The organism is Rhodococcus sp. IEGM 1302 (assembly GCF_030056935.1).
Lineage (GTDB): Bacteria > Actinomycetota > Actinomycetes > Mycobacteriales > Mycobacteriaceae > Rhodococcus_F > Rhodococcus_F qingshengii.
In genome coordinates, this window is record NZ_JASHKY010000009.1 from 16,394 (window position 1) to 28,830 (window position 12,437).

Genomic DNA, 12,437 nt, shown 5'->3' on the forward strand with positions numbered 1-12,437 from the left:
TTGGCATGAGCGACTATCCGCGCGACGACTATCCCCGGGACATGGTGGGGTACGGCCCTCATCCGCCGCATCCGCACTGGCCCGGCGACGCGCGGATAGCGGTTCAGTTCGTGCTCAACTACGAAGAGGGAGCCGAGAACAACGTCCTGGACGGGGACGCGGCTTCGGAAACATTTCTGTCGGAAATGACTCCGGCAGAGGCATTTCCGAATCGACACATGAGCATGGAATCGCTGTACGAGTACGGCTCACGGGCCGGGTTGTGGCGTGTACTGCGAACCTTCGAGCGGCGAAACCTGCCTCTCACGGTCTTTGCGGTGGCGCGGGCGATGCAGCGTAACCCCGAAGCAGTCAGTGCTTTTCAGGAGTTGGGCCACGAGATCGCGTGCCACGGATTACGTTGGAAGTCTTACCAATCCGTGGACATCGAGCGCGAACGCGCTGACATGGCCGAGGCGGTGCAGATTCTGCGAGATCTGACGGGTTCGGCGCCTCTCGGTTGGTACACCGGGCGCGATTCACCGAACACCCGCGAATTGGTCGTCGAGCACGGCGGCTTCGTCTACGACTCCGATTCATACGCCGACGATCTGCCGTACTGGGTCGACGTTCCGCGTGGCGCAGAATCGGTGAAGCACCTGGTCGTTCCGTACACCCTTGACACCAACGACATGCGTTTCGCCTCTCCCGCAGGATTTCCCAGCGGTGATCAGTTCTTTGCGCACCTACGCGATGCCTTCGACGTGCTGTATGCGGAGGGGACGGCCGGATCGCCCAAGATGCTCTCGATCGGGTTGCACTGCCGCATAGTCGGCCGCCCTGCCCGTGCGGCCGCTCTCGAGCGATTTCTGGACCACGTGCAGTCACACGAGAAGGTCTGGATCGCGCGGCGCATCGACATCGCCGAGCACTGGAAGACCGCGCACCCCGTTTAGATCACGGTCGGTCGACAAAAGACTTCATTCGAGCAGTCCGGGTACTGGTTCGACTGCCGCGTATTCCGCCATCGAATTCTAGGCCATTGACAACTGGCACGGTTGTGGATGACTCTTTGGAGATGGAGAAACACACAGCAGTCGAAGCGTCTTCGAGGTGAGCCGACCGGTGCCGACCAAGAAACCGACCAAGAACCGCGGATCGAAGTTGTCCCACAATGCCCGCGCAGTGGTGACCGGCGCCGGCAGCGGAATCGGCCGTGCCTTTTCGTTGGAGTTGGCGCGCAGAGGCGGTGAGGTGATCTGCGCGGATATCTCGCTGGAACGGGCCAAGGACACAGTGGCACTCATCGATGAGATCGGTGGTACCGCGCACGCCGTCAAATGCGATGTGTCAATTCGTGAGCAGGTTCAGGACCTGGCGTTGTTCGCGGAACTCGAACTTGCGGGTCCGCTTTCGTTGGTGATCAACAATGCCGGGGTGGGTATCGGTGGAAAACCGGTGGGCGAGATCGGTTTCGACGATTGGGAGTGGGCACTCGGGATCAATCTGTGGGGTGTCGTGCACGGCTGTGAGATATTTGCTCCACAACTGCGTGCGAGCGGCGCCGGGGGATTCATCAACGTGGCCTCGGCTGCTGGGTTTGCGGCTGCGCCGCTGATGGCGCCCTACAACGTCGGTAAAGCCGCCGTGATGTCGCTCTCGGAGACCTTGTCCGCTGAACTTGCCGGTACGGGAGTGCGGGTGACGGTGCTGTGTCCGACCTTCGTCAAGACAAATGTTGCTCTCGACGGCCGAATCACCGCGGAAGCAACACAATTGGCGCAAGCGTTGATGCGGCGAACCGGCTTTTCGCCGGAGCGCATCGCCGTCACCACTCTCGACGCCTACGACAAGGGTCGACTCTACGTGGTGCCGCAGTTCGATGCGAAGGTGATCTGGCGACTCAAACGGTATCTACCCGTTGCATACACGTGGGGCTGTGGAGTTCTCAATCGCTTTGCACCGAAACAGAAGTCGGGATCATCTGGAACTTCGGCGGCGCCGGAGACGAACTCGCCGAGCACGAAAGGAGCGTGACATGTCCTTCGATTTCGACGGCATGCTGCACAAGATCAAGGACCGCCAATGGGCTCTGGTGGACATCGACTGGGATGCTCCGGGCGCCGAGACGATCAGTCCAGAGCTTCATGCGAAGCTGAAACCGTTCATGTCGGACCTGATGTGGATCGAGAACGTCGGTGCCCGTGGCTTCGCTGCGATGGCTCTCAAGGCGCCGACTGAAACTCTCCGAGACATCTATCGGCATTTCCACGCCGAGGAACAGAAGCACGCCAACGCCGAACTCGCGCTGATGCGTCGGTGGGGAATGCTGGACGGCGACGAGATGCCCGAGCCCAACATCAACGTCAAGCTCGTCATCGACTGGCTGGACAAGCATTCCGACGGTTTGTCGCTCTCGATTCTCGGGACCGTCATACCGATGCTCGAGGTGGCGCTCGACGGAGCCCTGGTCAAGTTCATCATGGACGAGATCGAGGATCCGGTCTGTCAGGCTGTGTTCAAGAAGATCAATGCAGACGAGTCCAGGCATCTGGCGGTCGATTTTGCGGTGATCGAGATGCTCGGGCACTCGACGACGCGCAAGCTCGTTGTCGAAACCGTCGGCGCCTGGTTGAATCCGGCGTTGATCATCGGGACACTTCGCTACATCCCGCTGCTGAACAAGATGCGCGACAACATCGTCGACATGGGAGTGAACGAGGAACGGCTCTACACCGCGATGAAGCGATTCAGGAACGTAGGCGAACGGAGTCCGGCCGCGCTCCGCGTCCCGATGTATCGGGTGGTGAAGTGGCACGGCAACATGGTCATCAATCGCAACCATCCCTACCATCTGCTTGCCGATCGGATGGTCAAGGTCACTGGCCGACTTTCCGGCAGCAGGCTCAATTCCGAGCCGACCTGGGCCAAGGAACTTACGTACGAGCCACTCGCATGAGTACTGCCGAGCCACTGTCAGTGGCGATCATCGGTGGAGGTTTCGCAGGAATCGGAGCGGCGATTCGGTTGAAGCAGAACGGTATCGAGGACTTCGTCGTTCTCGAACGCGGCACGGAGGTCGGCGGGACGTGGCGCGACAACACGTATCCGGGAGCTGCGTGCGACATTCCGTCCCGTCTGTACTCGTACAGTTTCGCCCCGAACCCGGACTGGTCGCACACCTACTCGGCCAGCGCGGAGATCCTCGGCTACATCCGAACGATGGTGAAAGAGTTCGGCCTCGAGCCGAAGATTCGGTTTCGGTGCAACGTCACGGGCGTCGAGTGGGACGAGCAGACAGGTGTCTGGGCGATCGCGCTCGAGGGCCGTGAAGCGGTCATTGCCCGGACCGTCGTCATGGCGTCCGGTCCGCTGGCGAACGTCAGCTTTCCTGCTGTTCCGGGTTTGGAGAGCTACGAAGGACACAAGATTCACAGTGCTCGCTGGGACCATGACTACGACTTCACCGACAAGCGGGTCGCAGTGATCGGAACCGGGGCCAGTGGCGTCCAGATCGTCCCTGAACTCGTGAAAACTGCACGATCAGTGAAGGTTTTCCAACGAACACCGGGATGGGCATTGCCGCGAGCAAACCTACGCACCCGATCTCGCACGAAGGATCTGTACCGTCGTCATCCGGTCGTCCAGACTCTGGCGCGTCGGGCTTGGTACTGGGGACACGAATCGGTAGCTCTCGGGGTGGTGTGGGAATCCCCGTTGACGAGGGTGGTGGAAACAGTCGGGCGTCTTCATCTGCGCATGCAGGTGAAGGACCCGTGGTTGCGGCGACAACTCACTCCCGACTTTCGGGCAGGGTGCAAGCGGTTGCTGATGACCAGCGAGTATTACCCGGCTCTCCAGCAAGACAATTGCACACTCGTGACCTGGCCGATCGCGAGATTGGCGCCACATGGCATTCGCACGGTCGAAGGGATCGAGCATCAATTCGACTGCATCGTCTTCGCCACCGGCTTCGACGTTTGCAAGACCGGAACACCGGTCCCGATCATCGGCCGGGACGGACGTGTGCTCGCTCAGGAGTGGAAATCCGGGGCGCGTGCGTACAAGAGCATTGCGGTATCCGGTTATCCCAACCTGTATTTCACCTTCGGACCCAACTCGGGTCCGGGGCACAGCTCCGCCCTTGTGTACATGGAAGCGCAACTCGACTATCTCGCCCAAGCGATCAAGATCGTTCTCGAGCGCGACCTCAAGGCACTCGATGTTCGTCAAGATGTCGAAGATGCGTACAACGTCGAGTTGCAGCGTCGGCTGTCGAAGACCACGTGGAACTCGGGATGTTCGAGTTGGTATCTCACCGACGAAGGATTCAATGCCACTATGTTTCCCGGTTTCGCGACCCAGTACGTGAACCAATTGAAATCGGTGGATCTTCGGGACTACACGAGCACGGTGCGCGAGAAAGACACCGCGCAGACCTGATCCCGGGTTCTGATCGGCCTGGTGTTGCCACTAAGTTGGAATCGTGACGACCGACGCGGCAGAGGAGACGAGGCGGTGACCGAGTACCGCATCGACGATCTAGCGCGCGCTGCGGGCACCACCTCGCGGAATGTACGGGCATATCAGGAACGTGGATTGCTTCCTCCGCCGGAGAAGCGTGGGCGGGTAGGCATCTACGGCGACGCGCACCTCGAACGCCTCAAGCTGATCGACACGCTTCTTCAACGAGGTTTCACCACTGCGCATATCGACGACTTCATCACCGGGTGGGAAAGCGGGAAAGACCTGACAGAGGTGCTGGGTCTGCAGCACGCGGTCACCGAACCATGGTCCCGCAGCGACACCGTGAGTATCGAGATGGCCGTCGTACGCGAGTTTCTCGGGGGAGATGCAGATGGTCAACTGGATCGTCTCGTAGATCTCGGACTGGTACAGATCGAAGGAGAGAACTGCGTTTTCACCGATCCTGCTTTGCTCAGCGGATTTTCGAGTCTCCTCGACTACGGTTTCACTCTCGATCAACTGGTCGATGTGCACGAAAAGCTTCACAACGCTGTGGACGGGATCGCCAAAGACCTGATTCAGGCGGCAAAGGATCGCATCGTCGATCAGCACGGGGTCGGTTGGCTCCCGGAGGGCGACGAGGTTGCCGGAACAGCCGAGATGCTCCAGACGATGCGTGAACTCGGTGTGGCGTCGGTACATTCGGCACTGGCCCGGGCACTCGACGCGAACCTTCAGCGTGAACTCGGCGACTATCTTGCCGCTGCGATCGGCTCGCGGAGCGACGCCGACGAGTCCGACTAGCAGCATCGATCACGTTCGGGATGTGCGGCCCGTCGCGGTGCGCTCAGCTCTTGCGTGCCTCGATCAGGAATCGACTCGAGTGCGCGACAAAAGATCCGTCGCGACGGATCTGCTGATCGAGTTCGCGGAGCCGGTCCCGATACTGCGCGACGGTGAATCCCGGAACCATCCAGATCACCTTGCGTAAGAAGTAGACAACGGCGCCGATGTCGAAGAATTCCATGCGCAGACGCTCGAAACGCAGGTCGACGACGGTGAGCCCGGCCTCAATCGCGTCGGCAGTTTCGTCCTCGTGGTGCCGTCCGCGACGAGCCTGCGGCTGAGGACCGAGAAAGTACTCGACCAGTTCGAACACGCTGGCGTGACCCACATGTTGAGCGAAGTACGTTCCTCCCGGTTCGAGTACCCGCGCGATTTCGGTCCACCACACCGTCGCTGGGTGTCGGCTGGTCACCAGGTCGAAAGCCGAATCGGCGAACGGTAGCGGCGGCTCGTCCGGATCGGCGACCACCACCACACCTCGAGGACGCAGAAGGGCGGTGGCCTTGGCGATGTTCGGTGGCCAGGATTCGGTTGCTGCCATCACCGGCGGGAGTGACGGTGCAGCGGCGAGGACTTCGCCGCCGCCGGTCTGGATGTCCAATGCGGCGCCGGCGCGGCCGAGACGTTCACCCATCAGCCTCTGGTACCCCCACGACGGACGCTGCTCCGTGGCGCGTCCGTCGAGCCACGAGAAATCCCACCCGTCGACGGAGGCGGATTCCGCTTCGGCGACAAGTTCGTCGAAACCTCGTGACATGCTCTGTGACTCGCCTTCAGGCGTTCCTTCCGACATCACATCATCATCGTCGCGGAGGGTCGACGGTGCCAGTTGTTTACGGCTACTTCGGGGTGGCGCCGAGCATCGGTGCGAGTTGAGTGGCAATCGGGTTCAGGTTGAGCTTGTCCGGGTCCACCTTGGGCTTGCCGTCCCACGGTTGCGAGGTGTTCGGGTCGGCGAACGCGATGCGGTTGGCGCTACGAACCCCCGTTTCGCTGCCCTGAGGTGCCTGGCAGTTGGCGGCAGTGTTCAACGGGAAGTTCTGCGTCGTGTCGTCGAAGTTCGGGTCCTTGCGCTTCATCTCGTCGAGGATCGCCATGGTCCCTTCGTAACCGACGGTGCACGAGAGCGGGTTGTTGGTCTCGAGTACCAAGCCCAGATGTACTGTGCCGTCTCCCGGTGCAACGGTGGGCGCCGCCCCGGCGAGCGCAGGCAGGAAGAGCAGGAATGGCTGCAGCGAGGGCAGTGTCGGTGCGGCTGCCGCTGCAACGGCGGAGAGGTTGGAGAGGTTGGTCGTGAGCGCGGGGCCGGCTTCGGTGACGAGAGAGCCGACTTGTTCGCTGGCCGGTATGCCGTTGTCGATCACGCGTCGGATGTCGGGGTCGCTGGTGCGCAATTGCGCCGTCAGTGCGTCGAGGTCGGTGCTGAACTGCTTGATCGCCGACGATTGATCGGACTGGGTCGTGAGCACCGTCTGGCTGTCGCGGATCAGTCCGAGGGTCTGGGGAAGGGTGTCGAGGCCCGACTGGGAGATCCCCGACAGCGAGTCGGCAAGTACCTGCAGATCTTCGCCCTTGCCGTTGAATGCCGCGCCGAGTTCTTTCGCGACGGTGTGGAGTGCGTCGACCGGAACGGAGTGCACCAGACCGTTGGCGCTGGTCAAGACATTCTCGATCGGGATCGGCGTGGTTGTGTCGCCCACGGCGATCACCGAGCCGTCTTCGAGGAACGGGCCCTGGTCGGTATCGGGCTGAAGGTCGACGTACTGCTCGCCGATGGCTGAGCGATTGGCCACCACGGCCCGCGCGGATGCGGGAATCTGCGGAGCACTGCTGTCGATCAACAGGTCGACTTCGATTCCGTCGGACGTGAGCGACATGTCACCGACGCGTCCGACGGGTACACCGCGATAGGTCACTTCGGCGTTGGTGAAGATGCCACCGGACGTCGCCAGTTCGGTTTTGACCGTGTATTGGCCGAATCCCAGAAGATTGTCCAGCCGTACGTATTTCGCTCCGACATAGATCAAGCCCAGGAGTGCAACCACGACGAGGGCGACCAGCTGCCATTTGGCGAGCTTCGACATCACCATGAGGTGACGACCCTGAACTGATGCGGTGTGTTCATGGTTCGACTCCCGAATGACAAGCCGGGTACGGCTGGTGTTGAGCGAATTGTGTTCACCCACGGACGTTCTGAGGTGAACCGGAAACTTCCGGCAATTCGTTGTTGGCGATAACTATAAACAAGTCGTCACAGATAGAAAGTCGACGCTGAGATTTCCGCAGGTCGTCGAAACGTAAGTGTCGCAGCTCACTTCGAATGCTTCGATGTGATGCAGACGGCTTTCGGTCTGAATCGGGCTTGACTTCGCCAAACATATCCATAAAAGTAGATGCGTTCCGGTTGTCGTGCAGAGGGGTGTGGTCCATGGATGCTTTGGCGATCTTCAAGGCGCTGTCCAACCCGACTCGCCTGCAGATCATGGAGTGGCTCGCGCACCCGGCGAAGTATTTCGACGAGGACTCGTATACGCAGCAGGATCTCGGGTTTCACATCGGAGTCTGTGTCGGTGACATCCAGGGGCGATCGGGACTTGCCCAGTCGGTGATCTCGGGGTATCTGCAGGGCATGAAAGACGTGGGTCTGCTCGAGTCCGAGCGCATCGGGAAGTGGACGTATTACCGACGAAACGAATCCGTGATCGGCGAGTTCAGGGAATTCGTTCGCGAAAAGCTGTAGCGGCCGAATTGCCCTCGTCGGTCGGGTTGTTCAACCAAATATATCTACATATATAGATATGTAACTGTCTTGTGTGGCGAAGTAGTGAGGAGTGTGTCGTGAAGTCGAAATTGTTGATACCGGTTCTGGCGTTGGGTGTATTCGGAATCATCACTACGGAGATGGGCATTATCGGGGTTCTGCCTCAGATCAGCGAAAAGTTCGGTATCACCGCGTCGACTGCCGGATGGTTGGTCGGTGTGTTTGCACTCGTCGTGGCGGTGACCGGTCCGTTCACAACGCTGATCACCTCGGGAATCAACAGGAGAACCGTTCTGTTGGTAGCGATTGCAGTCTTTGCGGTCTCCAATGTGGTGTATGCGACCACATCGAGTTTCGAGGTGATGTTTGCATTTCGGATCATCCCCGCCGTGGTTCATCCGGTCTTCTTCGCTGTCGCGCTTGCAAGTGCGGTTCGTCTGGTATCGCCGGAACAGGCGACCGCCGCGGTGACCAAGGTATTTGCAGGCGTCACAGTCGGATTCGCGTTCGGCGTGCCCTTGACGTCCTATTTGGCCGAGAACTTTTCGGTGTCGACAGCATTCGTGTTCGGCGCCGTGGTCAACGTTCTCGCGTTTCTCGGGATTGTCGTACTTCTGCCCTCGGCTCCTGTGACACAACGCCTGTCGTACGGTGCACAGGTCGGGATACTTCGCCGGCCGCGCGTGTGGTTGACCATTCTTTCCGTCACCTTCGTCTTCGCAGCCATGTTCTCGGTGTACGGATACTTTGCCGAATACCTCGGCGAAGTGACCGGCATGAGCGGATCGTGGATCAGCGCGATGCTATTGGCTTTCGGTGTCGTGATGATCTTCGGCAACTTCGTCTTCGGGGCTCTGCTCGCCAAGGGGGTGGTGCGCACGGTTGTGGCTTTTCCCTTGCTGTACATCGTCGTCTACGTGATGCTCTATCTGGCGGGCCCGTACTTCGGCGCGATGGTTGTAGCCGTGTTGGTTTGGGGTGTAGTGCATTCCGGTGGACTGGTGGTTTCGCAGAGCTGGATGGGGCGAGATGCAGTCGACGCGCCTGAATTCGGCAACAGCCTTTTCATCTCGTTCTCCAACCTGGGGATCACGCTCGGCACTGCGGTCGGTGGACTGTTTCTCGCGCATTTCGAAACCCGCCAATTAGTCTGGGCTGGAGTATTGTTCGCGATCCTGGCGCTGCTGGTGACAGGTGTTCGACTCTCGCTCAGGCACGCTCACAGCGAGAACGGTGTCAGTGTACCGGTGTAGTTCTTGGGAAGTGGGCGTGCGAACTCGCCGCGCGAACTGGTCGACAGTCCGAGGGTGACCAACGACTGAACCATCGTGACCCCAGCGGCAACGCCGTCGACTACCGGGACACCCAGTTCGTCGGACAAGTCCTGGCACAGGTCCGCCATGCCGGCGCAACCCAGCACGAGGACGTCCGAGTCGTCTTGCTCCAATGCGTCGAAACAGGCTTCCAAGATCACCTTTCGCGCGTCGGGATCACGATCGAGTTCCAGAACCGGAATCTCGCAGGAGTGGATACCCCGGCACCGAGCCTGCATGCCGTACCGGTCCACCAGATCGGCTGCGCGGCCGCGGGTTCGACCGAGAGTGGTCACGATGCTGAATCCGCGACCCAGGAAACTTGCGTAGTTCATGGCCGCTTCGGCAACAGCTACGACGGGGCCCTTGGCCAACTCTCGGGCTGCATCAAGACCTGGGTCACCGAAGCAAGCGATGACGTAGCCGTCGACTTCGTTCTTTTCTCCGGCGGCGATCTCGGTCAGGATTCCGGGGACGCTGAGAGCTTCGTCGTAGTGGCTTTCGATCGACGCGGGACCCATGGCAGGGCTGACAGCCTCGACGAATGTGCCCGAGCCTGCGACGGTCCGGGCACATTCCTCGATCTTGGCGGTCATCGCCCACGTGGTGTTGGGGTTGATCACCTTGATTCTCATGACGATCAGTCGACCGTCACAGTGTCGGGAGAGGAAGCATTCCGGACAGCTGAGGAAGAGCGCGCGGCGAGTAGGTAATAGACGGTGAATCCGAGCCCACAACCGATGAACCAGCTGTACTGCGCTGCGGTGTACATCCCGGTGAGGTCCTTGCCCAGGACCGGGACCATCGCGACGACGGCTCCCACCACGGTGGCGGTCACTGCAGCAGGGTTGTATCCCTTGCTGTACCAGTAGGTTCCGGTCGGCGACATGCTGAACAGTTCGTCGACGATCACCTTCTGCTTGCGCACGAGGTAGTAGTCGGCAATCAGAATTCCGAACAGCGGACCGATGAAGGCTCCGAGGGTTTCGAGTGTGTAGTGAATGACGTCCGGATTGTTGTACAAGTTCCACGGCGTGATGAGGATCGAGCCGATCGCTGCGATCATTCCGCCGGCGCGCCAGCTGATCTTCTGAGGACTCACGTTAGAGAAGTCGAAGGCCGGGGAAATGAAGTTGGCCACGATGTTGATGCCGATCGTGGCGATGGTGAAGGTGAGTGCGCCGAGAACGATGGCGAAGGTGCTGTCGATTCGTGCAACGGTCGCAACGGGATCGGTGATCAGTTCGCCGTACACCGGCAGCGTCAACGATGCAGTGACGACGACCAACACCGAGAATACGAGGAAGTTCAACGGCAAACCGAGGAAGTTGCCCTTCTTGACGGCAGCGAACGACTTTCCGTAGCGGGAGAAGTCGCCGAAGTTGAGCATCGGTCCGGAGAAGTACGAGACAACCAGAGCGATCGCACCGAGCATGACCGGCACGGCGTCGAAACCCGAGTACTTGACGTCGCCGAGCGTGAGATCGATGGCGCTCCAGCCTGCCTTGTAGATCAGGTAGCCGCACAGCATGAACATCACGACATACACAGCCGGCCCGCAGAAGTCGATGAAGCGGCGGATCGATTCCATGCCTCGCCAGAAGACACAGGCCTGAAGTACCCACAGGAGCATGAAACTTCCCCAGCCCAGTGCGGAGAGTCCGGCGAATCCGTAGTCTTCGACGACGGCATAGGGCGCGAGTGACGGAAAGAGTTTGATCAGTACGACATCGAGGGCTGCTGAAGCGAGGAAGGTTTGAATTCCATACCAAGCCACGGCAATCAGGCCACGAATGATTGCCGGGATGTTCGCGCCGAGGACGCCGAACACGCTGCGGCAGATCACCGGATACGGCACGCCGGTAACTTGGCTGGGCTTGGCGACGAGATTGCAGAAGAAGTAGACGATCGTGATACCGACCAGCAGGGCGACGAGTACTTGCCAACTGGCCAATCCCAGTGCGAAAAGACTACCGGCAGTGACATATCCGCCGACGCTGTGTACGTCGGACATCCAGAAGGCGAAGATGTTGTACGACGACCAGGTCTGCTTGCGAAGCGGCGCCAAGTCCTCGTTGGTCAAACGAGGGTCGTAGCCCGGCTTGATCAGGCCGCTTCCGACAGGGTGACCCGCGGCTTCGACAAGGTCACCCGATCCGGTTTCCTTTGGGGGAGTGGGGGTAGTGGTCGTTCGGGACGGAAGAATGTCGGTCATGACAGCTCCTGTGCATCAGTGCAGGAAATCAGCGGACGGTGCCACGAGCTCTCAGCGTCAGTGATGAAAACTGTGTTGAGAGAAAGGTATCGATGCTGTGTTGCACGACTATTGCGTGATCGGTATATCTTTTTCGGCCAATAGACCGGTGTCTGTCGGTAGAGTCGCGATCACGGTATCGAGTCGGCGATGATGGATTTCGGAAGCGCTCAGAAGTGCGGATGCGTCCCGACGCAGGAATGCGTCCAGCATCGCGGTGTGATCCGAGTGCAGAACCCGGCGATCGACGCCGGCAACATGGACCATCGGCTGTACTGGTTCGGTGATGTTCCAGGCAGCTTCGAACATGTGCAGCAGTCGAAGCATCTGAGACGGTCGGGTCAGTGCGAGATGAAAGTTTCGGCTCTCGCAGTGATAGGACTGAGAGTCGTCGTAGCGCAATGCGATCTCCAAACGGGAGTTCACCTCGACGGCGTGTTCGTGATCCTCTTCGGTTGCCTGCTCGACGGCGACGGCCAATGCAGCTGATTCGAGAGTTTCGCGGACGATGTACATCTCTCGCAGTTCTGCCGGCGTCAGCTGAGCAACGGTGTAGCCGAATTGATGTCGATGGTCGACCAAGGACTCTCCGACCAGTGTTTTCAGTGATTCCCGCACAGGTATTCGACTGACACCGAACACATCAGCCACGTCGCCGAGAGGAATCGGGGTACCCGGAGGCGCCGAACCCGACAGAATCACTCGCCGCAGTTCGTCGAGGATCGTTTGTTGTGGACTTCCGGGAGCATCGATTACCAGTTGCGTCAGCAGTACCGATCTACGGCGCGGCGGCATGTCGCTCTCCCTTCGTCTGTCT

12 protein-coding genes are annotated in these 12,437 nt (G+C 59.9%); 7 read left to right on the top strand and 5 right to left on the bottom strand.

Annotated elements, in window-relative coordinates; genetic code table 11:
• Positions 1-5 precede the first annotated feature (5 nt).
• The 5 genes from puuE (at position 6) to QM609_RS15290 (ending at position 5,250) form a co-directional block, all read left to right on the top strand.
• Positions 6-935 (top strand): allantoinase PuuE, encoded by a 930-nt coding sequence (gene puuE, locus QM609_RS15270; protein WP_003940421.1) that lies wholly within the window; start codon positions 6-8, stop codon positions 933-935.
• Positions 936-1,104: 169 nt separating this feature from the next.
• Positions 1,105-2,016 (top strand): SDR family NAD(P)-dependent oxidoreductase, encoded by a 912-nt coding sequence (locus tag QM609_RS15275; RefSeq protein ID WP_050654767.1) that lies wholly within the window; start codon positions 1,105-1,107, stop codon positions 2,014-2,016.
• A 1-nt stretch (position 2,017) separates the two neighbouring features.
• Positions 2,018-2,938, top strand: a complete 921-nt coding sequence (locus QM609_RS15280; protein WP_030535274.1) for a hypothetical protein — start codon at positions 2,018-2,020, stop codon at positions 2,936-2,938.
• The gene (locus QM609_RS15285; protein ID WP_007733920.1) at positions 2,935-4,422 is read left to right on the top strand and encodes a flavin-containing monooxygenase; all 1,488 of its coding nucleotides are present in this window, start codon (positions 2,935-2,937) and stop codon (positions 4,420-4,422) included. The genes QM609_RS15280 and QM609_RS15285 overlap by 4 nt, the downstream gene beginning before the upstream one ends.
• 75 nt (positions 4,423-4,497) lie before the next feature.
• Positions 4,498-5,250, top strand: a complete 753-nt coding sequence (locus QM609_RS15290; protein WP_030535276.1) for a MerR family transcriptional regulator — start codon at positions 4,498-4,500, stop codon at positions 5,248-5,250.
• Between the two features lie 43 nt (positions 5,251-5,293).
• Here the strand turns inward: QM609_RS15290 and QM609_RS15295 are convergent, their stop codons facing one another.
• The gene (locus tag QM609_RS15295; RefSeq protein WP_030535277.1) at positions 5,294-6,049 is read right to left on the bottom strand and encodes a class I SAM-dependent methyltransferase; all 756 of its coding nucleotides are present in this window, start codon (positions 6,047-6,049) and stop codon (positions 5,294-5,296) included.
• An 82-nt stretch (positions 6,050-6,131) separates the two neighbouring features.
• Positions 6,132-7,382: an MCE family protein gene (locus QM609_RS15300; RefSeq protein WP_202425829.1), complete on the bottom strand. Its 1,251-nt coding sequence runs from the start codon at positions 7,380-7,382 to the stop codon at positions 6,132-6,134.
• Between the two features lie 338 nt (positions 7,383-7,720).
• Between QM609_RS15300 and QM609_RS15305 the strand changes: the two genes are divergently transcribed.
• Entirely contained in the window at positions 7,721-8,032 is a 312-nt protein-coding gene (locus QM609_RS15305; RefSeq protein ID WP_007733929.1) for an ArsR/SmtB family transcription factor, read from the top strand.
• Positions 8,033-8,130: 98 nt separating this feature from the next.
• Entirely contained in the window at positions 8,131-9,306 is a 1,176-nt protein-coding gene (locus QM609_RS15310; protein ID WP_003939751.1) for an MFS transporter, read from the top strand.
• On the opposite strand, the gene QM609_RS15315 is transcribed toward QM609_RS15310, so the two are convergent.
• The 3 genes from QM609_RS15315 to QM609_RS15325 all read right to left on the bottom strand — a co-directional run bounded on the left by QM609_RS15315 (position 9,273) and on the right by QM609_RS15325 (position 12,415).
• Positions 9,273-10,001 carry an aspartate/glutamate racemase family protein gene (locus QM609_RS15315; RefSeq protein ID WP_007733934.1) on the bottom strand — a complete coding sequence of 243 codons (729 nt, stop codon included), beginning with the start codon at positions 9,999-10,001 and terminating at the stop codon, positions 9,273-9,275. The genes QM609_RS15310 and QM609_RS15315 overlap by 34 nt on opposite strands.
• A gap of 5 nt (positions 10,002-10,006) precedes the next feature.
• Positions 10,007-11,581: an NCS1 family nucleobase:cation symporter-1 gene (locus QM609_RS15320; protein ID WP_050654766.1), complete on the bottom strand. Its 1,575-nt coding sequence runs from the start codon at positions 11,579-11,581 to the stop codon at positions 10,007-10,009.
• A gap of 108 nt (positions 11,582-11,689) precedes the next feature.
• Positions 11,690-12,415: a GntR family transcriptional regulator gene (locus tag QM609_RS15325; RefSeq protein ID WP_042451513.1), complete on the bottom strand. Its 726-nt coding sequence runs from the start codon at positions 12,413-12,415 to the stop codon at positions 11,690-11,692.
• Between the last annotated feature and the right edge of the window lie 22 nt (positions 12,416-12,437).